Below are 22,164 nucleotides of genomic sequence, written 5' to 3'. Positions count from 1 at the left end.
GAGGGGGTATCGAGCAAGCGGGGCCTCGGCTCACAGGCCTTCCGGTCCGCGTCCGGAGTCCTCGTCGCGCGCCACCGCTAGCAGCTCCTCGTCCTCGGCCTCACCATCGGCGTTGGTCAGTGGATCGATCGCCGCAACTCGCGCACGATCGCGCTCCGGGTCGACCGTCAGGAACATCACCACGGCACCGGCGATCGCCACCACGCCGAAGATCTGGAAGGCCGTCGTGTACCCGTCGATCGGACTCGATGCCGCGTCCACGAGGTGGCCGGTGAGCCAGGGGGCCAGAATTCCGGAGGTCTGAAACAACGCGACGAACACACCCAGGGTCGACGCGACCTGGCGCTCCGGGCTGATGTGGGTAACGGCGACGAACATCAGGGGGAAGGTCGCCACGCCGACGCCGTAACCCGTGACCACCAGAACCACGGCGATCCAGGAACTGGTCGCGTACGGGATCGCGGCCAGGCAGGCACCACACACGAACAACGCGACAGCGGACACGAGACCGCGCGAGACACGCACCGTGGTACCTCGTCCGGCCAGACGGTCCGTGACGTAGGAGCTCAACAGCATCGCTGCCATGCTCGTGACGCTGGGCAGCGCGAAGAGCAGCCCGGAGTTGACCCTGCTGTAGCCGAGGCCCTGCTCGAAATACGACGGAAGCCAGGTCAGGATCACCGCGACCATGCCGTAGATGGCGAACATGCCGAGCACCCCGCCCCAGAAAGTCGGCAGCGCCGCGATCCGGAGGATGCTCACCCGCTTCACCCTGTCGGTGTCGGCCGCCTTCGCACGCTCACGGGCCGTGTTGACCGAGTAGGGGCCGTCCTTGCCGACCACCAGCCACACCGCCGCCCAGACCACGCCGACGACCATCATCGTGAAGAACGCCGACTTCCAGCCGTACGCGGCAACGACGAGCGTGAGTGCGGGCGCCATGAGAATCTTGGCCAGCGACGAACCGGACGTGACCACGGCGGAGGGCAGTCCGCGTTTGCTCTTCGGGAACCATCCGAACACCGCCACGTTCGCGAGCGACGAAGCCGGACCTTCGGCGGCACCCAGCAGTACCCGGCTGACGATCAACGCCCCGAACGTACCGACCAGCAGAATCGGGATCTGCACCAGCGACCAGAGCAGAGCCATCGCCAGGAGTATCCAGACGATCTTCACCCGATCGGCGATGAACCCTCCCAGCAGGCCGGTCACGACGAACAGAACGTAAAAGGTGCTGCCGAGCAACCCGATGTCGGCGTTCGACAGGCCCAGGTCCTCCGAAAGCGGGCGAGCGACGATGCCGAGCACCGCCTTGTCGGCGAAGTTCACCGTTTGCAGGATCATCACGAGAAACGTGATGCTCCACGCGGTACGTGCTGTTCGGGTTCCCACCGGATGGGTTGCCTCGGTCATTTCAACCTCGGATTTGCCCGCACGATTCGGGCCGTTGGTGACAGTCATGAGGAGATCTCCATCTCGGCGGCTGTGATTGCACTCATGAGAGTCAATTCAAATGGCATGGGTCACAGAGAGCAAAGACTGGACCCCTATTCCGGCAATCGACAGATCATATGCCTGGCAGTAGACAAGTGAACTTCCGAACGCGTCTGCCCATCAACGCATCTCACGACGAAGAATCTTTCCACTGGCTGTCTTCGGCAATTCCTCGAGCACCTCCACCGACCGTGGCGCCTTGTACGCGGCCAACCGCTCCCGGCAGAACGACATCACCTGTTCAGGCTCGACGGCCTGCCCCGGCCGCAGACTGACGAACGCCGCGACAGTTTCGCCGCGGTAGTCGTCCGGCACTCCGACGACGGCGGCCTCCCGCACCGCCGGATGCTGGTAGAGCACGTCCTCGACCTCACGCGGCCACACCTTGAACCCCGACGCGTTGATCATGTCCTTCTTGCGGTCCACGACGTACAACCAACCGTCCGCGTCCATGAAGCCCACGTCACCGGTATACAAACGGCCGTTCGGTATCGACTGCGACGTCGCGTCCGGCAGATTCCAGTACGCGGGCACCACCATCGGCCCCTCGACCGTGATCTCTCCGATCTCGCCGGGCCCCAGATCGTGACGATGCTCGTCCACGATCCGTACCAGCGCGGCCGGAAGCGGCAACCCGACGGACAGCGTGCCCGAGTCCGGATCGACCGGAGCTTCGCCTCCCAGGGGTACGACCGACGTCGCCGCGGTCGATTCGGTGAGGCCGTAGCCGTTGCGGAGGTAGAGCCCGGTCGCGTCCCGGAAACGTTCCACCACCGTGGGCGGCAAGGGGGCACCACCCGAGGCGACGGTCCGGAACGAGCTAAACGCGTCGCGCGAGAACGCTGGATGCGACATCAGGGCCATATAGGCGGTTGACGGTCCGACCATGTAGGCGGGACGCTCACGCCGCAGGACGTCGAGCACCACACCCGGCTCGAAGCGGTACGCCAGCACGAGTGGGCTCGCCAGATCGACCGCGTTCAGCAACTGACCGACCATGCCGGTGATGTGGAACAGCGGAGCCAACGCGAAGATCGGCGCACCGGAGGGAACACGGGACAGTAGGCGCAGGTTGGAACCATTGGCGGTGAGGTTCCCGTGCGTGTTCGTGGCCCCCTTGGAACGTCCGCTGGTCCCGGAGGTGTACGAGACGAGCGCAACGCTGCCGGGGTGCAGCCCCGGGTCGACGATCTTCCTGCCCGCCCGCGACGTCGCCACCTCCAGCAAGTCGGCGATACCCCGGCTGCGGATGCGTTCGCGGCCCGCGAACAACCGCGGGTCGTCCGTCGTCTGCAGATCGAGTTCGCTCGCGGTGAGAACTATCCGAACGCCCGCCTCCCCGGCGCGCAGGCCGACGCGGTCCGCCCACTCGCTCTCCCCGCAGACCAGCGCCGTCACCTCCGCATCGGCGAAGATGTGAACGAGTTCGTCCCGATACATCGGATTGAGAGGGACCACAACGCCGCCGGCCTTCCACGCCCCGAAGACGGCGAGCACGAACTGTGGGACGTTCTGCAGATACAGGCCCAGCCTGTCGCCGGGACGGAACCCCCGCTCACACAGGTAGTCGGCGATACCGTCGCTGAGTTCGTCGACATCCCGGTAGGTCAGGGTCGCCCCGAGATAGTTCACCGCCGGACCGTCCGGCGACGACGCCACCGCCTCTGAGAGCATCTGCGTCGTGGTACGCGGCGGCGCCACCGGCTGCGCGATATGGTCGTAGTGCTTCAACCACGGCCTGTCGTCGTACCAGCTCATCGCCCGCACCTGCTCTCTCGATCGATGCCGTCAATTGTGCCCGCTGTGCGGTAGACCGGAAATGCCCGGATCTGCGGCTGGACTCACTGTCGGTGCGGGCGAGGTTACCGGCTACCGAGGCAACCCCAGGACGCGCTCGCCGATGATGTTTCGCTGAATCTGATTCGACCCACGGGCAATCCGGCGGCCACGGCTCTCGAGGAACACGCGCTGCAGCGCATCGAGCGGGTAGCCGTCGCCCTCGGGACGAATCAGGGCGGACGCGCCGATAAGCTCGAGGGCCGTCGAACCGAAGGTGCAGTGGTATTCCGACCAGTTGACCTTGTCGATCGCCAGCAACTCCTCCACAGATTGCCCCACCGCGACTCGGGCACCGATCACGGAACCGACGGCGCGCATGAGCTCGACTTCGATCGCGAGTTCCGCGAGCCGCTGCCGGACGATCGCATCGCCGAGCCGACCGACTTTCTCGAGTTTCTCCACCAGCACACCGAGTTCGTGGCGATATCCGACGTACTGCGTCGCCGCCTGGCCCGCCCGTTCGGCGCCGAGTGTCGTCATCGCGACCTTCCAGCCGTTCCCGAGGCCGCCCACAACGTTGCTCAGTGGCGCGCGGGCGTCCGCGATCCGTTCCTGCGCGAACCCGCTGTCACCCGACGGCCTTTTGATGGGATCCACATCGATGCCGTTGTCCGTCATCGGAACGAGCACGTAGGAGATGCCTCGGTGCCTCGGCGCCTCCCGATCGGTGCGGCACAGGAGGAACATCATGTTTGCCTGGTCACCGTAGCTGGTCCAGATCTTCTCGCCGGTGATCCGCAGCTCGTCGCCGACCACGGTTCCACCGGTACGGAGCGAGGCCAGGTCGGATCCGCACTCGGGTTCGGAGAACCCCTGGCACCAGGTGTCCTGACCCGACAGAATGCGCGGCAGGAACCGTCGCTTCTGCTCCTCCGTCCCGTGCTCCAGCAACGCGGGCGCGAGCAGGCTCTCACCCATCCCGAGATGCGGCCGCCGGAGGCGCGCGCGGGCGAACTCCTCCTCCACGACCAGGTTCTCGACCGGCCCCAGCCCCCGGCCGCCGTGTTCCACCGGCCACGACAGGCACAGCCAACGGCCCTCGCGCAGCAGATCGATCCAGCGCCTCTCCGCATCGGAATCCTGGTGGCCGAACGGTTCCTGCGCATATTCGAGTGGCATGCCCTCGGCGTGGTGCTCGGCAAGCCAGGCCCGAACCTCGGCCCGCAGTTCCGCGAGTGGCGCGGGCTCGTCGGCACGCGCCGGCGCCTCGGCCCCAGTGTGCGTGGTCGCCAGAACTCCGTCGAGCAGACGCTCGCGGTGCCAGGTCGAGGACCCGAACATGAGTTGATCCGTCTTCGCCCGCTTGAGATGCAGGTGCGTCTCGTGTTCCCAGGTGAAGCCGATCGCGCCGTGCAGTTGAATGGATTCTCCGGCGATCTGCAGATACCGCTCACTTCCCGCGACGGACAGCAGGCTCACGAGTGCCGGCAGCTCCGAGGCTCGGGTATCGGCGGCGTGCGCGGCGACACCGACGGCAGCGGCGATCGGTTCGAGTGCACGGAACAGGTCCGCCAGTCCGTGCTTGACCGCTTGGTTCGCGCCGATTGGCCGGCCGAACTGACTGCGGGTCTTCGCATAATCGGTGGTCAGTTGGACGCACCGGCGAGCCCCACCGACCCTCTCCGCGGCCTGCACGACCAGTGACTTGTCCAGTGCGCCGGACAGCGCCTCGGACACGTCGGTGTCGCCGCTGATCCGATGCGCCTCGGCGCCGTCGAACGTGATGGTCGTGAGCGGGCGCGTCAGATCCAGCACCGGCTGCCTGGTCCGACGAACACCCCGGTCCGCTGGATCCACCAGAAACACGCCGATACCGTCGGCGGCGCGGGCCGCGACCACGACGAAGTCGGCGCAGTGACCGAAGATCACATGGTGGGCGCGACCGTCCAGCCGCCAGCTTGAACTGTCCCGGTGAGCGCGCACCGGCTCCGAGCCCTCGGTCCACCACCCGTCGGCGTCCGCGAACGCCAGGCAACCGATGCGAGCGCCCGACGCGAGGCCGGGCAGAAGCTCCGTGCGCCACTGCTCCTGGGCACAGTCCGCGATCGCCAGCGTGGTCAGCACCGAACTGGAGAAGAAGGGACTGCACGCCGCGAAACGGCCGAATTCCTCGGCCACCACGACGAGATCGCCGATGCCGGCGCCCGAACCGCCGTGCTTCTCGTCGACGAGCATCCCTTGCAGTTCGAGTTGCTCCGCCATCGTGGCCCACATCCCGGTCCGGTAACCGAGTTCGGTTTCCTGGACGGCCAGCACCTCGGCGGGTTCACTGGTCTCGGCGAGGAACTGCCGAACCGCGTCGCGGAGCGCACGATGTTCCGCCGTCGTCGTCAAGCTCATAGATCTTCTCCTTGTAGTATCAGCTGTAGCGCAGCATCATTCACGAATCTGGAATCTGTACCACCACACGCCCGACGACCGTTCGTTCACCGAGCCGGCGAACCGCCTTCGGGACACCGTCGAAGTCGACCGTGTCCACCAGCGGAGACACCAGCCCCCGAGAATGAAACTCGCACAGCGCGTCATGCACCTCACGGACGTACACCGGATCGTCCCGGAAGGGACGTGTACGGAACCCGACCACCGAATAGTTCTTCAGCAAAGCATGATTGACTGCGAACTGCGGAATGGTTCCGCCCGCGAAACCGACCACGAGCAGTCGACCCTCGACGGCGATGCACCGCCGGGATCGGTCGAACACATCCCCACCCACCGAGTCGTAGATCACGTCGGCGCCACGCCCGTCAGTCAGGTTCTTCACGGCCGCGACGAAATCTTCCTCCCGGTGGTCGACGACCTCGTCCGCGCCGAGCCCGCGGCACACCTCGGTCTTCGCGCGGCCGCCCGCGACGGCGATCACCCGCGCCCCGACCGCCTTGCCCAACTGCACGGCGGCGCTCCCGATCCCACCCGAAGCCCCGTGGACCAGTACCGTCTCGCCGCTACGCAACCCGGCTCGACGGAGCAGCGCCATGTACGACGTCTGGTAGGCGACGAAGAAAGCCGCCGCCTGCTCGAGCGGCATCCCGTCCGGCGCCGGGAGTATCCGATCCACCGGTACCACGAGCCGATCGGCCAGCGCGCCGCCGACAGTCTCCCCGGCAGTGACGATCACCCGGTCGCCCACGTCGACACCGTCTACATCCGGGCCGACCTCGACGACGGTGCCCGCCGCCTCCCCGCCGATGGTGAAGGGCAGCTCCGGCTTGTCGTGGTACTCGCCACGGCACAGCAGCAGATCGGGAAACCCCAACGCGGCAGCAGCCACCCGGACGGCGACCTCACCGGCCGCAGGCGCCCTGTCGGGGGACTCGACAAGTTCGAGGGCATCCTCGGGTTGCCCCAGCCGGGTGATCTGCCATGCACGCATCTGCGCTCCTTCGACGACGGAAATGGTGAGGTAGTACACCAATTCAAGAGCGGCAGCCGAGTACTGTCCAAGACGCCTTGTCGTACGTTGGAATAGGTCGCGACTATGGGCCGCACCTTCCAGCCGGTTCCGCACAGCGGATTCCGCCGTCACCCGACGCCCGTGACGGCCGTCGCCGACTCCGCCCGAAGAGCCGCTCGATCAGAGCAGCGGCGGAATCACGGCCTCGATGAGGTGTGGGCCGGGCTCGGCGAGCGCGGCGGAGAACTGCTCCGCCAACTCCTCTGCGGTGGTAGCACGCGAGGCCGGGACGCCGAGTCCTTCGGCGATCTTGACGTAGTCCATGTTCGGCGCAGACAGGTCGAGCATCGAATTGGCGGCGGCGCCTGCGCCTTCCGCCCCGACCCGTTGCAGTTCCATGCGCAGGATGGCGTACGCGCGATTGTTCAACAGGACCGTGGTGACGTCGAGCTGCTCGCGTGCCTGCGTCCACAACGCGCTGATCGTGTACATCGCGCTTCCGTCGGCCTGCAGGTTCACGACCGGGCGGTGCGGCGCCGCGACAGCGGCACCGGTGGCCACGGGGATTCCCTGCCCGATCGCGCCGCCGGTCAGCATCAGCACGTCGTGTCGTGGTGCCCCGGACAGTGCCGCCGCGAGGCCACCACCGGACGTATTCGATTCATCCGAGATGATCGCGTTGTCGGGGAGCAGCGCGCCGATGACGTCCGCCCAGTTCCGGACGTTCAGTGGACCACTCGGCAGCGGTGGGCGAAGCGGCGCCCGCACCGTCGGCTCCGCTCCCGGCGCAACCGCGTCGGCAACCGCCTCGAGGGCACCCGTCACGTCATCCCCGACCTCCGCGAGGGTCGTGACGGTGACACCCGCGGGCACCAGGTCACCGGGCCTGCCCGGATATGCGAAGAACGAGACCGGCGATACTGCGCCCGCCAGGATCAGGCGGGCAGCGCTCTGGAGTTGCCGGGTGGCCTGTTCGGCAAGATATCCCAATCTGTCGAACGCCGGCAGGCCGGCCCCTCGCTCGAGCCGGGCCGGGAAGGTCTCGACCAAAACCTCTGCGCCCGTTGCGTCCGCGATCCTGGCGGCGGCCCGGAGCCCGCGCTCGCGGCACGCCTCGCCACCGAGCAGTATCGTGGTGCGCCCGTCCGCGACGACATCCGCCGCGACCGCACGCACCGTCCCGGACGCGACACTCGGACGCGCAGAGCGCGCTGCCGGCGGGGAGGAGACACCACCCTCGCCCCACGACACGTCCGCGGGGAGGATCAGCGTCGCACAACGCCCCGGTGAATCCATCGCCGCAGCAACGGCATCTGCCGCATCCTTGCCCGCCGATTCCGTGTCGACCGCCCGGCGCGACCACCCCTCGAGCCAGCCCGCGAGTGCATCGATGTCCGATTCGAGGGGAGCGTCGAGCCGATGATGGTACGTGGCATGGTCACCGACGACGTTCACGATCGGCGTGTGTGCGCGACGTGCGTTGTGCAGGTTCGCCAACCCGTTGGCCATCCCCGGCCCGAGGTGCAGCAGCGTCGCTGCGGGCTTACCCGCGATTCGCGCATAACCGTCCGCCGCACCGGTCACGGCGCCTTCGAAAAGCCCCAGGATGCCCCGCATCGCGGGTACCGAATCGAGTGCGGCCACGAAATGCATCTCGGATGTTCCCGGGTTACCGAAACACACCTCCACCCCCGAGTCGACGAGCGTGCGGATCACGGACTGCGCACCGTTCATGTGCGGGCCACCTTTCGTCGATGCGGACCACCCTCACCGGCATTCACCTTCGCATGAATCCGGCGAAAGCCGCTTGCGCTTCCTCGGATTGCCGCCGCCTCCCGAAGTGTACGGCCTCGACGTCCAGCGTCTCGAGCACCGCATCTCGGATCGGCCGCCGCAGCAGCATCTTCGTCAGTTCCACGGATTCGGCGGGCGCCGCGGCGAGTCCGGCAGCCCGCTCGAGCGCGACCTCGAGGGCGTCGCCATCGGGGACGACACGGTTGATCACACCGGCTTCCGCCGCGTCATCGGCATCGAACTGATCGCCCAGCATCAGCAACTCGGTGGCCCGCTTCAGACCCGCGACCTGTGGAAGCAGGTAACTCGACCCGCCCTCGGGACACAGCCCCAACGGAACGAAGGGGAGCCGGAATCGGGTGGCCTTGCCGGCGAAGGCGAAATCGCAGTGCAGCAGCATCGTCGTTCCGATGCCGATCGCGAATCCCTCGACCGCGGCGATGATCGGCTTGCGCGCACACACCAGTGCACGGAGGAGAACCATCCCTGCGGCGCCGCCCTCGGTCCGCGACTCCTGGAAGTTCTCGATGTCGTTCCCGCTGGTGAAGACACCGCCGGCGCCGGTGACGACCACTGCGCGCACATCGGGATCGCTGTCTGCGTCTTCGATTGCCGCCGCGAGAGCCTGATAGTCGGTGGAATCGAGAGCATTGCGGCGGTGCGGGCGGTCCATCGTCAGCAGGCGGACGCCCTCGGATACGGTTTCGGTCCGAATGGTCATGTGTACCTTCGTGTCGTGCGGCACGGGGCCGGCTGTGTGTTGGAGTGCGCTGGTGCCCGACCTCAGGCGTGCTGGGTGTCGTGCGCCAGAATCGCGTGCTTCATGGCGGTTCCACCGCCGTCGGGGTAGGCCGCCATCTTCTCGGCGAGTTCCGTCGCCCTGGAAAGGACGTGCTCGTCCGGCTCCATCGCGTACGCGATTCCGCGGCGCAGGAGGTCCGGGCCGTATTGACGTTCACACGCCAACGTGAGTTGCAGGGCCTGATTCACGCCATATTTCGCGAGCAACCATCGCAGGTTGTTCGGAGCCGCGACACCCATCTCCGCCTCGCCGACCAGGAGGAATGACTTCTCGCCCACCACCAGCAGGTCACACGCCAGCGCGATCGCCGCAGCGCCGTTGACCGCGGCTCGTTCCAGCGCCCCGACCAAGGGCTTCTCGAGTGCCGCCAGACGCGCATGCAGTTCGGCAATCGCCGCCGAGATCGCAGGCTCACCCGGGCGGACCTCGGCGAGATCCAGTCCGGAGCTGAAGCATCCGCCTGCGCCGTGCAGCAGCACCGCAGTCACGGCGTCGTCGTCCTGGGCGTCACCGAGAGCGTTCGCGAGTTGGGTCACCATCGGGATCGTCAGGGCGTTCTTGCGGCCGGGACGGTTCAATTCGATTTCTATACGGCCACTCCCGTGGCGGCGGACGCGCACGACGTCTGTGCCCTCGGGTTGAGATGATGCGCTCATCGCGTTCCTTTCAGAATCGGTAACCGGCGCCGGGAGGGGCCTGGCTCCTCCCGGCGCCGTCGCACGAAGCGGTCCTCGATCAGGAGCCGACGAGGACGGCGTCACTCCCCGCACACAGACCGGCAAGGCGGCCCTGGATCAGGTCGGCGGCCTCCGCGACGATCCGGTCGACGAGTTCGGCAACCGTGGGGACGTCGTGAATGAGGCCCTGCGACATGCCCGCCGCCCAGATGCCGGCCTCGGGGTCGCCGAGTTCGTACACCTTCCTGCCGCGCGCACCGGCGACCAGGTCACGAACATCGTCGAACGCTCCTCCCGCGGAGAGCACGCTGACCACCTCACGGCTGACCGTATTGCTGGCGACGCGCGACGTGTTGCGCAGTTGCCGGAAGATCAGCTCGGTGTCGAGTTCGGACGCGTCGACGATCTGTTGTTTGACCGTCTCGTGGATCGGCGACTCGGCCGTGCACATGAACCGGGTGCCCATATTGACGCCCTCGGCGCCCAGTGCCAACGCTGCGGCCAGCCCGCGTCCGTCCGCGAATCCGCCCGACGCGATGAAGGGAATCTTCAGTGCCCGCGCCGCGGCGGGGATCAGGATGAGTCCCGGAACGTCGTCCTCACCGGGGTGTCCGGCGCATTCGAAGCCGTCGATGCTCAGCGCGTCGACGCCCACCGCCTCCGCTTTCAACGCGTGCCGGACGCTCGTGCACTTGTGCAGCACCTTCACGCCTGCCGCGCGGAAGGCCGGCATGTGCGGCTCCGGGTTGTTCCCGGCCGTCTCGACGATCTTCACACCCGACTCGATGATCGCATCGCGATACTCGGCATACGGCGGCGGGCTGATCGAGGGCAGGGTGGTGAGGTTGACGCCGAACGGTTTGTCCGTCATTTCACGGCAACGCGCGATCTCCACCGCCAGCGCGTCCGGGCTCGGTTGGGTCAACGCGGTGATGAATCCGAGCGCACCCGAATTCGCCACCGCGGCCACGAGCTCGGCCCGTCCCACCCACTGCATTCCGCCCTGCACGACAGGGTGCGTGACCCCGAACAGCTCGGTAAATCGTGTCTTCAGCATCAGCCCTCCTACAGACCCAGCGACTTGCTGACGATCGACTTGCACACCTCGGTGGTGCCCGCGAAGATCCGGGTGACGCGGGCGTCCGCGTACATTCGAGCGATCGGATACTCCATCATGAACCCGTAGCCGCCGTGCAGCTGCAGGCACCGGTCGATCACCCGGGCCTGCAATTCGGTGGTGTACACCTTGACCTTCGCCGCGTCCGCGGCCGTGAGCGTGCCCTCGTCGAGTTCTTCGAGCGCGCGGTCCACCATCGTTCGTCCGGCTTCGATTTCGATTGCGCACGAAGCCAATTCGAACTTGGTGTTCTGGAAGCTGCTGATCGTCGTGCCGAAGGCTTTTCGTTCCTTGACGTAGTCGACGGTCATGGCCAGTGCCGCCTCGGCGCTGGCCTGTGCGTTGATCGCGGTGGCCAGCCGTTCCTGCGGGAGGTTGAACCCCAGGTAGCCGAAGGCCTTGCCCTCCTCACCGAGCAGGTTCGTCACCGGAACCCGAACGTCGGTGAAGGACAACTCCGCTGTGTCCTGCGCTTTCAGCCCGAGCTTCTTCAGGTTGCGGCCGCGGTCGAAGCCCGGCATTCCGTCCTCGACGACCAACAGGGACAGCCCGTCCCGACGGTCCTCACCCTTGCCGGTGCGCGCGACCACCACGACGAGGTCGCAGTTGATCCCACCGGTGATGAAGGTCTTGGCGCCGTTCAGAACGTAGGCGTCGCCGTCACGCACCGCCGTGGTCGCCATGCCCGCCAGATCCGAACCGGTACCCGGTTCGGTCATCGCGATGGACCCGACGATGTGACCGGACACAATTCCCGGGAACCACCGCTTGCGCTGTTCCTCGGTCGCGTACTCCAGGAAGTATGGGAGCAGCACGTTCGTGTGCAGCATCAGCCCACCGAGGCTCGCGCCGGAGCGAACGAGTTCCTCGGTGACAACCGCGTTGAACTTGAAACTTTCGATGCCCCCGCCGCCGTACTCTTCGGGGATCTGCAGGCCGGTGATGCCGATCTCGCCGGCTTTGTGGAACACCGTCTTGTCCACGACACCCGCCTCGGCCCACGCCTCGTAGTGGGGTTCGACGTCCCGGGCCAGGAACTCATGGACGACCTTGCGGAAGGTCTCGTGGTCCTCGTTGAACACTGTTCGCTTCATGTCGAAATATCCTTCTGTTCAGTGGTCGTTCAGAGCAGTTCGAGGATCGTGGCGTTGGCCATGCCGCCGCCCTCGCACATCGTCTGCAGGCCGTATCGAATGCCGTTGTCCCGCATGTGGTGCACGAGCCGTGTCATGAGCACCGCGCCGGAACCGCCGAGCGGATGGCCGACCGCGATCGCGCCGCCCAGGGGATTCACGAGAGCCGGATCGGCTCCCGTCTCCGCGAGCCAGGCCAGTGGAACCGAAGCGAACGCCTCGTTGACCTCGAACGCGCCGATGTCGGAGATGGACAGGCCGGATCGTTCGAGCGCCTTCGCGGTCGCCGGGATGGGCCCGGTCAGCATGATCACCGGATCGTCGCCGGCCATCACTGCGGTGTGGATTCGGGCGATCGGGGTCAGACCGAGTTGGCGGGCCTTCTCACTCGTGGTCACCAGCAGCGCGCCGGAGCCGTCGGAGATCTGCGAGGCGTTTCCGGCGTGAATGACGCCGTCCTCCTTGAAGGACGTCTTCAGCCCGGCCAATGTGTCGACGGTGGTCCCGCGCCGAATTCCCTCGTCCGTGTCCAGCACACCGGGCAGCGACGCAATCTGGGCTGTCAACGCGCCCGAATCGACGGCGGCGGCGGCCTTCTCGTGGGAGCCAACGGCAAATTCGTCGAGTTGGCGGCGGGAGAAGGCCCACTTCTCGGCGATCATCTCCGCCCCGACGCCCTGATTGAACGTCTCGACACCGAACCGGTCCAGCACGGTGCGGCCGAACGGTTGCCCGGATTGGCGACTCGATCCCATCGGTACGCGCGACATCGACTCCACACCGCCTGCGACCGCCACGTCGTACTGACCGGCAATGACCCCGGCGGCCGCGAAGTGCAACGCCTGCTGACTCGAACCGCATTGCCGATCCACGGTCGTCGCCGGCACGGACGTGGGCCAGCCCGCGGCCAGCACCCCGCTTCGGCCGATGTTGTTCGCCTGATCCCCGACCTGTCCCACACAGCCCCACACGACGTCGTCGACCACTGCCGGATCGATGCCGGTCCGCTCGGCCAGCGCCTTCAGCACGTGCGCCGACAGGTCCGCCGGATGAATGTCCGCCAAGGATCCGTTGCGTCGGCCGACCGGAGTTCGTACCGCATCGACGATGACTGCATCCCGCATTTGTGGCTCCTTCGCGCCTCGGTTCAATTCACACTCAAATCAATCAGCGCGCGGCGTCGCGCACAAAGACGCGAATACGAACGGTGCGATCGGATGGGGCTATGGGTACTCGGACGGCCCGTCGCAAGGGGCCGCGGACCGACCCGTCAGACTGTGGCTTCCCGGACGGCATCCGGTTGTGCGACGATCCCGGCCTCGATCAGCGCATCGATCTCGGCACTATCCACGCCGGCGTCCCTCAGCACGGCACCGGAATGCTCGCCCAATTCGGGCGCGGGATCCGAGACCGAACGCGGCAACCCGCCGATGCTGTACGGCAGTCCGACGTATTTCCCGGTGCCGTCCGTGCGGAAGATGCCACTCGCGTGCACGTCGCCGGATTCGAGAACCTGCGCGTACCCGCGAACCGCACCCACGACGATGCCGTTGTCCGACAGCCACTTCACACAACTCTCGGTGCTCATGGCGGACAGCGCGTCGGAGAGAATCTGCAACAGCGTCGAACGATTTCGGACCCGAGACGGATTCGAGTCGAAGCGTGGATCGGTGAGCAGATCGGTGCGATCGATGAGGCGGCAGAGGGTGCTCCAGTGCTCATCCGTGTACGCGGACAGCACGATGTGCCCGTCGACCGTCCGGATCACATCGGCCGCGGGCGCCACCGTCGGCTGCCCGTTGCCCATCCGCATCGGTTCGCGACCGGTGCCGAGGTATTCCTCCCAGTTGGCTGCCTGAAGATGAATCGCCACCTCCAGCAGCGAGATTTCGATCTCGGCGCCTTCCCCGGTGCGTTCTCGACGAAACAGTGCGGCCAGGATGGCCTGAGCGAGCGAGCTTGCCGTCGAGGCATCCACGACCGGAAGCCCCACCCGAAGGGGATCGCCGTCCGCTTCGCCGGTCACCGACATGATCCCGCCTTCCGCCTGTGCCGCGATGTCGAGTCCCGCCCGATTACGGGACGGACCGTGCATGCCGAACCCGGTGACCGACGCGTAGATCGCCCGCGGGTTCACCTCTCGCACGGCCTCCGGCCCCAGACCCAGCCGCTCCATAGCACCGGGTCTCATGTTCTGCACCACCACATCCGCATCGGCCACCAACTGCAGAGCAAGTGTCCGTCCGCGTGCGTCGCGCAGGTCGATGGCGAGCGACCTCTTGCCTCGGTTGTACGCGCGGATCATCGCGTCCCCGAACGCCCCGACCCGGCGGGCCTGGTCGCCCTGCAGCGGTTCGACCTTGACGACCTCGGCGCCCAGTTCGGCGAGCACGGCCGTCGCAGCCGGTGCGGCGATGTACTGACCGAAGTCGATCACCTTGATGCCCTGGAGGGGGTGCCCTCCCTGGGTCGCGGGCCGCGTCGGGCGGATCTCCATGCTGCGTTTCTCCTCACTACGGACTGCCGCGGTCCCTCGTGGAATCCGCTCCCCCGATCGTTGTGCGCGGATGCTCACGGTGGAAGGTCCCATTTGCGATGGCAGCAATAGGTTCGGCCGATCAGTTGACTCACGTTCCGGCGGCCCCGACATCGACTACCGTTCCCCACCGGACAGAAGCACCTCGTCGTCGACGGATCCGTCTGCATGGGTCAGTGCGTCGAGGGCGGCGATCCGAGCCCGGTCCCGCTCGGGGTCGACGGTCAGTGCGATGAGCACGGCACCGACGATCGCGGTGATTCCGACTGTCTGGAATGCGGTCGCGTACCCCTCGGCGAGGGTGGGAGCGGCGTCGATGATGCGGCCGGCCAGCCACGGAGCGAGCAATCCCGATGCCTGGTAGATGGCTACGGACACGCCGACGGTCGAGGCCACCTGTCGCTCCGGGCAGATGTGGCTGACGGCGATCTGCATCAGCGGGAAGGTGGCCAGACCGACACCGTAGGCGGTGACCACGAGAAACACCGCGGTCCAGCTATTGGTCACGTAGGGCAGGACCAACAGCATGACACCGCAGAGTACGAACGCGACGACTGCGACGCCCCCGCGGGCGGCCCGAACCGAGCGACCGCGGCGGATCAGCCGGTCCGAGACAATGGAGGAAAAGAGCAGAGCACCGACTCCGGTGATACTGGGGAGTGCGAACAGGAACCCGGAGTTCAGTCGGCTGAATCCCAGACCCTGCTCGAAGTACGAGGGCAACCAGGTGAGAACCACCGCCACGAAGCCATAAATGGCGAGCATACCGAGCGAACCGCCCCAGAACGTCGGTCGAATAGCGATGCGCCAGAATGCGACCCGCGCGACCTTACCGGTCCCACTCGACGCCTGCGCGCGCTCGCGGGCCCGGCTGACCGAATACGGCCCGTCCTTGCCGACGACCAGCCACACCACCGACCACGCCAGACCTAGCGCACCCAGAGCGAGAAAGGCTGCCTTCCACCCGCATGCCGCGACGACGATCGCCAGGGCAGGGGCCAGCATGACCTTCGCCAGCGAGCCACCGGTGGTGACGATCGCAGCAGGCAGTGCGCGCTTGTCCTTCGGGAACCATCCGAAGACCGCGACGTTGTTGAGTGAGGCCGCCGGACCCTCGGCGGCGCCGAGCAGAATGCGGCAGACCAACAGCGCCCCGAAGGTGCCCATCAACACGATCGGAACCTGCAGCACCGACCACAACACCACCATGCCCAGCAGCATCCACACGATCTTGATGCGGTCGGCGACGAAGCCCCCGATCAGTCCCGTCACCGAGAACAGGATGAAGAAGGCGCTGCCGAGAAGTCCGATATCGGCGTGTGAGAGGCCGAGATCCTCTGACAGGGGCCGCGCGACGATGCCCAATACGGCTTTGTCTGCGTAATTGATCATCTGGAACAGCATCACCATGAACGTGATGCCCCAGGCGGTGCGCGCCACCCGGCGGGCACCGGCCCCGGATCCGCTCCCTGCGGCCCCGACTACCGCAGCCTTGGTCTCCGCTGTGCTCATGTCCGGCGTCTCCTTCTCAGACCTGAACCGACGAACGACGGGTCAATGCGGCGAGTGCGTCATCGGCTTCCCCGGTCAGGCGAGCGATCACGTCCGCGACCGTGGTCAACTCGTTGAAGAATCCGACGCTCTGACCGGCCTCGGACTTGAGCAGCGGTTCGATCTCGTGTCGTTCCACGGCCCCCAGGAAGTCTCCGACGAGGATGTCCTGATACGGCATCTTCAGTGGAGTCGGCGCGGTCGGGCGTTCCCACTCGTCACTCCATGCCGTCTTGATCTGACGCAGCGTTTTCCCGCTGTCCGCGCGCAACCGGGTCGTATCGCTCGACGAGGCCCGGATGAGTTTGTCGAGCACGACGGGATGCGTGGCATGTTCTTTCGTGAACAGCCACGCCGTCCCCAACCAGACTCCCACGGCTCCGAGAGCGAGAGCGGCCGCCACTTGCGACCCACAGCCGACACCGCCTGCCACGACCACCGGCACGTCGCCCGCCTGGGCGATGATCTGGGGCGCGAGGCTGAAGGTGCCGATCTCGCCGGTATGTGCGCCCGCGTCATAGCCCTGCGCCACCAGGATGTCTGCCCCCGACTCCACAGCGCTTCGTGCGTGCTTCGGGGCGCCGACAAGGGCGACGACGCATTTTCCACGGTCCTTCGCGCCCTGCACCGCCGCTGCGGGACTTCCGACGCCCATAGCCAGAATGGGCACCTCCGAATCGAGAACCGCCCGCAACTGCCTGTCTGCCATCTGCTGGGAACGTACGAAGCGGGACCGCGTGCCGGGCAGACCGTCGTCCGGAACGCCGTACTTGGCTCGCAGAGAAGCGACGAACGATGTGTGGTGGTTCGGGATCTGCGCCTCCAACGCCGCCCGGTCGTCCCGCTCGGGCATGCCCGAGGGAAGGACGAGATCGATCCCGAAGGGGGCGTCGCCCAGCCGATCCCGCAGCCAAGCGAGACCGTCGATTATCTCCTCCGGGGTGTTACGGGTGGCGCCCCAGATCCCGATTCCGCCTGCCTCCGTGACCGCGGCCACGACTTCGAGCGAGTGCGCGAACCCGAAGATGGGCACTTCGGCGCGGAAACGGTCACAGATTGTGGTGTGCAGAGCGAGATTCACAAGTTCCTCCAGTCGACGAGACGCTGGTCACAGCATGGCCCGACCGCAGCTTCGTGTTCTAGAGGCTGTCCTTGCAAAACTCCATACGGAACTCTTATGTTTACCGGATGCAGGAACGCCACCTGGAGCACTTCCTGGCGATTGTGGACGCCGGATCCATCTCGGGCGCCGCCATCCACCTCGGTCTGACCCAGCCCGGGCTGTCACAGTCGATCTCGGCGTTGGAACGTGACCTGGGTGTCGAATTGTTTCGGCGGTCCGCCCGGCACACCGCGCTGACCCCGGCGGGACGCGAATTCATGAACACTGCGCGCCGAGTAGTGCACGAACTCGCGCACAGTCGCTCGATGTTGATGCGGGTAACTCGCAATGAGGCAGGCACCTTGCGGGTGGCGTGTCCGTCCACGCTCGCCGTAGACCCACTGACGTATCTCTTCGGGGCGTTCCGACGACGGCATCCCCGGATCTGGCTCGAGATGCGGTCGGTTGCGGCGGGAATCGACGGCGCGGACCTGATCCGGGACGGTTCTGCGGATATCGCGCTCGACCTCGGCTCACCGTCAACCCAGGACATGTCCGTTACTCCGCTGGGCGACCGGGGGCTCTTGGCGGTGCTACCGGACACGGAAAGGAACGAAGACACCGGGGTGATCTCGATTCCGAACTTGCTCGAACGCGGACTCGTGACATCCCTGCGCGGCGGTTCCATTCGCCAAGCCCTCGAAACCATCTCCGGCGCAGACATAGTCGCCCGGTCCATCGCCGTCGAGACCGAACACGAGGAGTCCGTGTTGCCGCTCGTACTGGGTGGCGCCGGCGCCGCCGTACTTCCGGATCGTCAGGCACTCCTCGCACGAGACACGCTGGGGTTGAGGGTTGTTCGTTTGGACCCACCGATCACCCAGCCGTTGGTGCTGCTGCGGCCGCCGGATGCCGAATACGCATCGGCGCTCGCGTTCGTCGAGATCGCCCGGGATGCAATGACCGAACGGACTGCGACAGGGTTCGGGCATGGATAGCGCCGCGAGCCACACCCGCCTCTTCGAGGTATTCCTCGAGGTCCTCGACAGTGGCGGTGTCGGTGCGGCGGCCACACGACTCGGGTTGAGCCCGTCCGCGGTGTCCCAGGCGCTGCGCAGGCTGGAGGAAAGCCTGGGCGTCGAACTGTATCAACGGCACTCGAGGCCCCTTCGTTTGACAGAAACGGGCGAGACGATGGAACCGGTGATCCGAGCGGCTCTGAATTCTGTGGCACTCGTTCACGCGACCGCAGCGGACCTGCGCGGAGTGCTCGCCGGCGAACTGACCATTGCAGCACTTCCCACCCTGGCCGTCGAGCCGCTTGCCGGCTTGGTCGCCGAGTTCCGCACAGCACACCCTGGAGTCGTGGTTACAGTGGATCAACCACGAACACGCTCGATCAGAGGCGTCGCTGACTCCGTTCGGGAGGGGCGCGTAGACATCGGCATCACCGAACTCCCCTCAAGTTTTGGTGGCCTCGCGTCGCTGCACCTGGAGGAGCAAACGTTCTTTGCGGTGTTCCCCCCTGATGCCGAGGTCCACACATCCACCGTCCGCATCGAAGATCTGCTCGAATACGGACTGATCGTCGGGCCTTATTGGGAGGAATCCACGGTGTATCGCCAGTTACGTAAGCTCGATCAGCGCATCGACGACGCCATCACCGTGCGAACCGAACACCGCGAAACATTCATATACCTCGCCGCGCAGGGGCTCGGGGCGGCCATCGTCCTACCGGATCGGGCCCGAATCGCAGCTCAACTCGGTTGCCGCATTGCCCAGTTCGGCCCACCCATCGTGCGGCAAGCAGTAGTGATCAGTCAGTCGAACCGCCTCTCGCCCAGCGTGCGCGCCTTTCTGCGGATATGCAGAAGGCACGCCGCCCACAGTCACTGACGTCGAATTTCACTCGCCGGCTCGACTGCGGATTACCGCTTCGCTCGGACCAACCCGCCGCCACCACGATTCAGATGAGGGTGGCGAATATCTGCTGGGCGCCGTCGTCCGGACCGTCGAGGAAACTCGGCCCGCCGATCGCCAGGCCGAGCCCGGTGAGCACCATGCTTGCACCACACAGTGCAGCGAGCCAGAGCAACGCCCGCGCGAAGCCCGCACTCCCGCGCGTCTCGTGTGAATTTCACCGCCCCCCGAATACCCCCGATGAGTACGGAGGGCCGTACGTGTGCCGTGCTGCTCGGTCGAGTTTCATCTCCTCTGGGTGAATCGACCGACCGCGGTCGTCCGTAGCGTCGTGACTGTTCGCCTGTAGTCGATGCGCGAGACGGAGCGATGTATGTCTGGGATGGATCAGTTCAGCCGTTCGAAGATGACTGCCGAGTACGCCCGGTCGGTCGGCAGAGCCGCGTATTTATGGGGTTGGCCGCTGGTGAACCTGCACAACCGGCGAAACCTGATGGCGCAACTGCCGGAGCCCGGTCTGCTGGCGGGCATCGTTCCGGCGGGACCGCCGGGGACGATCGGGATGCTGCGCGACTACATCCGGCCGGAGGAGCGGGTGGTTGCGTGCCCCAACCAGGACGTCGCATACGGATTCGGTGTTCTCGATTCCGTTCGCGGGCCGTCGGTGGTCCAGGTTCCCGATTTCGGTGACCGCTTCTGGGTGTACCAGGTCGTCGACCAGCGCACCGACTCGTTCGTGCGGCTCGGCCAGATGTATGGAACGACGCCCGGCTTCTACCTGCTCGCACCCACCTCGTGGGACGGTGACGTGCCCGACGGCATCGCCGACGTGTTCCGGTACGACACCCGCGTCGGCGTCGTGATCCCCCGGGTGTTCATGGACGACACCGCGGAGGACCGGGAAGCGATCGCACCGCTCGTCGACCGCATCAGCGTGTATCCGTTGTCGGAGTTCGACGGCACGGTCAAGGTGAAGGACTGGGCGGAAGTCCCGTCCTTCGGCGGTGGTGATGCCACCGGCGATCAGGCCGAAACCCAATGGGTCGACCCCGAGAAGTACTTCGAGGTGTTCGGCGACGTGCTCGACGAGGTGCCTGCGTTGCCCGGCGAGGAGGCGATGTACGGGTGGTTCCGTTCGGTGCTCGCCGCCGCCGGCGACAACCCGAGTATCGCCGAAGCACTGCGACAGTCGGCCGTGGACACGGATGCCGTCGTCGGGGAACTGTTCGAGTTCCGCAACATCGGTATTCCGGTCGCGCACAACTGGACCACGCAACGCAACGGCGCCGCGTTCGGCACCGACTATCTGTCGCGCACCGCGATCGGCAAGTCGAACATCTTCGTCAACACACCGAACGAAACCGTCTACTACTACCAGGATCTCGACGACACGGGTGACCGCCTCCACGGTTCGCGCACCTACACCGTGGCGTTCCCGGCGGGTCAGCTGCCGCCGGTGCGCGGGTTCTGGTCATTGACGGTCTACAACAAGCACCACTTCTTCCACCCGAACGACCTCGACCGTTTCTCACTCGGCACCAAGAACCAGAACCTCACCTACGGAGACGACGGTTCGCTGACCCTGACCGTGGGCGGCGCGGCACCCACCGACCCGGCACGGCTGGCGAACTGGCTGCCGGCACCGGACGACGAGTTCACGATCTACCTGCGCGGGTACTGGCCGGATCAGGCAATCCTCGACGGGACGTGGGAGCCCCCTGCCGTCACACGGTCGAGTGCACAGGGCTGAAACGCATTACGCAGACGGTCAGACCTCTCGATTGCCCCTTCGGGCGTGGATTTCGTCGTCGGCGAGCAGCGCCGCCTCGAGTAGCGAAGCGCCGGATTCTTGATGCTCGGTGATCAGTCTGTTCCACTGCGCCAGGTCTGCGTGACTCTGGATCACGAAGCTCTTCGCTGCCGGATTCAGCGCTCCAGGGCGGTGAACGATACCGAACGGGGTGCGGATCGCCGGCCGCGTCTCCGATACGTGGGCGCCCAACCGGTGTGCTGCCGTGGCCATTCTCAAGGGAAGGAACGCGCTGGCCGAACCGTTGAGGACCAGCGTCAGCTGGGCGTGCCGGTTGGGCACCCGGGCGCTGATCCGGGGCACCACCGATTCGCGGCGCAATATCGTTGCGACGATGTCGTTTTCCCGCAGTGCCGCGCTGCTCGTCACGAGTGGGATCTGCTCGAGGCGTGCGAGATCGAACGGCGCCGCCTCGCCGTCGGCCTGCGTTCCCGGCGGCCTCACCAGGAGCAGCCGCTGGACACCGAGCTGGACGGTTTCGAGATTGTCGGTCGGCACGGGGAACGTCGTGAATCCCAACTCGCACTGACCGGTGAGCACCTCGTCGCACAGGTCCGCGGCACTCGCGTACTCCGACAGATCGATACGGATGTCGGGATGGAGACGGGTGAAGGTCCCGCTCCACGCCGCCACCGCCTCGCTCGACATCTCGGGCATCGTTCCGATGGTGATCGACCCGACGTGGAGTTCGCGAGCACCCCGCATGATGTCCTGGGCCGCGAGAAGGTCGTCGAGCACCTTGCGCGCGGGCTCGACCAGCAGCTGCCCGGCCGGGTTGAGGACGAGATTGCGGCCCGTGCGATGAAACAAGGTCAGCTTCAGCTCCCGTTCGAGCTGACGAATGCCTTGCGACAACGACGCCTGCGCCACATGGAGGTGTCCGGCCGCACGGTTGACGCCGCCGTGCTCGACCACGGCGAGGAAATACTCGAGTTGGCGGATGTCCATGTCCCCATCATTCCCCCGGCGGGCGGCCGGTAGGAGGATCTCCCTCCTCG

Annotated in this window: 17 protein-coding genes; 3 read left to right on the top strand and 14 right to left on the bottom strand. The window is 66.3% G+C overall.

Annotated features, from left to right (window positions below; all coding sequences use genetic code 11):
- Positions 1–30 precede the first annotated feature (30 nt).
- The 13 genes from JWS13_RS29530 to JWS13_RS29470 all read right to left on the bottom strand — a co-directional run bounded on the left by JWS13_RS29530 (position 31) and on the right by JWS13_RS29470 (position 17,415).
- Complete coding sequence (locus JWS13_RS29530; protein WP_206008940.1) at positions 31–1,461, bottom strand: MFS transporter; 1,431 nt, start codon at positions 1,459–1,461, stop codon at positions 31–33.
- 153 nt (positions 1,462–1,614) lie between these two features.
- Complete coding sequence (locus tag JWS13_RS29525) at positions 1,615–3,252, bottom strand: AMP-binding protein (RefSeq protein ID WP_206008939.1); 1,638 nt, start codon at positions 3,250–3,252, stop codon at positions 1,615–1,617.
- Between the two features lie 111 nt (positions 3,253–3,363).
- Positions 3,364–5,673: an acyl-CoA dehydrogenase family protein gene (locus tag JWS13_RS29520; protein WP_206008938.1), complete on the bottom strand. Its 2,310-nt coding sequence runs from the start codon at positions 5,671–5,673 to the stop codon at positions 3,364–3,366.
- Positions 5,674–5,713: 40 nt separating this feature from the next.
- Positions 5,714–6,703, bottom strand: coding sequence for an NADPH:quinone oxidoreductase family protein (locus JWS13_RS29515; protein ID WP_206008937.1), 990 nt, complete (start codon positions 6,701–6,703; stop codon positions 5,714–5,716).
- Between the two features lie 201 nt (positions 6,704–6,904).
- Positions 6,905–8,458 (bottom strand): acetolactate synthase large subunit, encoded by a 1,554-nt coding sequence (locus JWS13_RS29510; RefSeq protein WP_206008936.1) that lies wholly within the window; start codon positions 8,456–8,458, stop codon positions 6,905–6,907.
- Positions 8,459–8,501: 43 nt separating this feature from the next.
- The gene (locus JWS13_RS29505; protein WP_206008935.1) at positions 8,502–9,239 is read right to left on the bottom strand and encodes an enoyl-CoA hydratase-related protein; all 738 of its coding nucleotides are present in this window, start codon (positions 9,237–9,239) and stop codon (positions 8,502–8,504) included.
- Between the two features lie 62 nt (positions 9,240–9,301).
- Entirely contained in the window at positions 9,302–9,976 is a 675-nt protein-coding gene (locus JWS13_RS29500) for an enoyl-CoA hydratase/isomerase family protein (RefSeq protein WP_206008934.1), read from the bottom strand.
- Between the two features lie 79 nt (positions 9,977–10,055).
- On the bottom strand, positions 10,056–11,054 hold the full coding sequence (locus JWS13_RS29495; RefSeq protein ID WP_206008933.1) for an NAD(P)H-dependent flavin oxidoreductase: 999 nt from the start codon (positions 11,052–11,054) through the stop codon (positions 10,056–10,058).
- Between the two features lie 8 nt (positions 11,055–11,062).
- On the bottom strand, positions 11,063–12,208 hold the full coding sequence (locus JWS13_RS29490; protein ID WP_206008932.1) for an acyl-CoA dehydrogenase family protein: 1,146 nt from the start codon (positions 12,206–12,208) through the stop codon (positions 11,063–11,065).
- A gap of 29 nt (positions 12,209–12,237) precedes the next feature.
- Positions 12,238–13,371, bottom strand: a complete 1,134-nt coding sequence (locus JWS13_RS29485; RefSeq protein ID WP_206008931.1) for a thiolase family protein — start codon at positions 13,369–13,371, stop codon at positions 12,238–12,240.
- Between the two features lie 146 nt (positions 13,372–13,517).
- Positions 13,518–14,744 carry a CaiB/BaiF CoA transferase family protein gene (locus tag JWS13_RS29480; protein WP_206008930.1) on the bottom strand — a complete coding sequence of 409 codons (1,227 nt, stop codon included), beginning with the start codon at positions 14,742–14,744 and terminating at the stop codon, positions 13,518–13,520.
- A gap of 156 nt (positions 14,745–14,900) precedes the next feature.
- Positions 14,901–16,295 (bottom strand): MFS transporter, encoded by a 1,395-nt coding sequence (locus JWS13_RS29475; protein ID WP_206008929.1) that lies wholly within the window; start codon positions 16,293–16,295, stop codon positions 14,901–14,903.
- A gap of 16 nt (positions 16,296–16,311) precedes the next feature.
- Positions 16,312–17,415: an NAD(P)H-dependent flavin oxidoreductase gene (locus tag JWS13_RS29470; protein ID WP_206008928.1), complete on the bottom strand. Its 1,104-nt coding sequence runs from the start codon at positions 17,413–17,415 to the stop codon at positions 16,312–16,314.
- Positions 17,416–17,522: 107 nt separating this feature from the next.
- Here JWS13_RS29470 and JWS13_RS29465 point away from each other — a divergent pair, with 107 nt between their 5' ends.
- From JWS13_RS29465 to JWS13_RS29450, 3 genes are all read left to right on the top strand, one after another.
- Complete coding sequence (locus JWS13_RS29465) at positions 17,523–18,434, top strand: LysR family transcriptional regulator (RefSeq protein ID WP_206008927.1); 912 nt, start codon at positions 17,523–17,525, stop codon at positions 18,432–18,434.
- Positions 18,427–19,332, top strand: coding sequence for a LysR family transcriptional regulator (locus tag JWS13_RS29460; protein WP_206008926.1), 906 nt, complete (start codon positions 18,427–18,429; stop codon positions 19,330–19,332). The genes JWS13_RS29465 and JWS13_RS29460 overlap by 8 nt, the downstream gene beginning before the upstream one ends.
- Before the next feature lie 397 nt (positions 19,333–19,729).
- On the top strand, positions 19,730–21,106 hold the full coding sequence (locus JWS13_RS29450) for a DUF1214 domain-containing protein (RefSeq protein ID WP_241032384.1): 1,377 nt from the start codon (positions 19,730–19,732) through the stop codon (positions 21,104–21,106).
- An 18-nt stretch (positions 21,107–21,124) separates the two neighbouring features.
- Here JWS13_RS29450 and JWS13_RS29445 read toward each other — a convergent pair whose 3' ends face one another.
- Complete coding sequence (locus JWS13_RS29445) at positions 21,125–22,114, bottom strand: LysR family transcriptional regulator (protein ID WP_206008925.1); 990 nt, start codon at positions 22,112–22,114, stop codon at positions 21,125–21,127.
- Between the last annotated feature and the right edge of the window lie 50 nt (positions 22,115–22,164).

The organism is Rhodococcus pseudokoreensis, from assembly GCF_017068395.1.
GTDB classification, from domain to species: domain Bacteria; phylum Actinomycetota; class Actinomycetes; order Mycobacteriales; family Mycobacteriaceae; genus Rhodococcus_F; species Rhodococcus_F pseudokoreensis.
The sequence above is the reverse complement of the archived record's forward strand: the minus strand, read 5'-3'. Positions and strand labels throughout refer to the sequence as shown.

What these genes read in the sequence shown, in the direction of transcription:
- JWS13_RS29520 (WP_206008938.1), bottom strand. Translation starts at nt 5,673, where the DNA reads ATGAGCTTGACGACGACGGCGGAACATCGTGCGCTCCGCGACGCGGTT.
- JWS13_RS29505 (WP_206008935.1), bottom strand. Translation starts at nt 9,239, where the DNA reads ATGACCATTCGGACCGAAACCGTATCCGAGGGCGTCCGCCTGCTGACG.
- JWS13_RS29500 (WP_206008934.1), bottom strand. Translation starts at nt 9,976, where the DNA reads ATGAGCGCATCATCTCAACCCGAGGGCACAGACGTCGTGCGCGTCCGC.
- JWS13_RS29495 (WP_206008933.1), bottom strand. Translation starts at nt 11,054, where the DNA reads ATGCTGAAGACACGATTTACCGAGCTGTTCGGGGTCACGCACCCTGTC.
- JWS13_RS29515 (WP_206008937.1), bottom strand. Translation starts at nt 6,703, where the DNA reads ATGCGTGCATGGCAGATCACCCGGCTGGGGCAACCCGAGGATGCCCTC.
- JWS13_RS29450 (WP_241032384.1), top strand. Translation starts at nt 19,730, where the DNA reads ATGTCTGGGATGGATCAGTTCAGCCGTTCGAAGATGACTGCCGAGTAC.
- JWS13_RS29480 (WP_206008930.1), bottom strand. Translation starts at nt 14,744, where the DNA reads ATGGAGATCCGCCCGACGCGGCCCGCGACCCAGGGAGGGCACCCCCTC.
- JWS13_RS29530 (WP_206008940.1), bottom strand. Translation starts at nt 1,461, where the DNA reads ATGACTGTCACCAACGGCCCGAATCGTGCGGGCAAATCCGAGGTTGAA.
- JWS13_RS29525 (WP_206008939.1), bottom strand. Translation starts at nt 3,252, where the DNA reads ATGAGCTGGTACGACGACAGGCCGTGGTTGAAGCACTACGACCATATC.
- JWS13_RS29475 (WP_206008929.1), bottom strand. Translation starts at nt 16,295, where the DNA reads ATGAGCACAGCGGAGACCAAGGCTGCGGTAGTCGGGGCCGCAGGGAGC.
- JWS13_RS29490 (WP_206008932.1), bottom strand. Translation starts at nt 12,208, where the DNA reads ATGAAGCGAACAGTGTTCAACGAGGACCACGAGACCTTCCGCAAGGTC.
- JWS13_RS29510 (WP_206008936.1), bottom strand. Translation starts at nt 8,458, where the DNA reads ATGAACGGTGCGCAGTCCGTGATCCGCACGCTCGTCGACTCGGGGGTG.
- JWS13_RS29460 (WP_206008926.1), top strand. Translation starts at nt 18,427, where the DNA reads ATGGATAGCGCCGCGAGCCACACCCGCCTCTTCGAGGTATTCCTCGAG.
- JWS13_RS29485 (WP_206008931.1), bottom strand. Translation starts at nt 13,371, where the DNA reads ATGCGGGATGCAGTCATCGTCGATGCGGTACGAACTCCGGTCGGCCGA.
- JWS13_RS29465 (WP_206008927.1), top strand. Translation starts at nt 17,523, where the DNA reads ATGCAGGAACGCCACCTGGAGCACTTCCTGGCGATTGTGGACGCCGGA.
- JWS13_RS29445 (WP_206008925.1), bottom strand. Translation starts at nt 22,114, where the DNA reads ATGGACATCCGCCAACTCGAGTATTTCCTCGCCGTGGTCGAGCACGGC.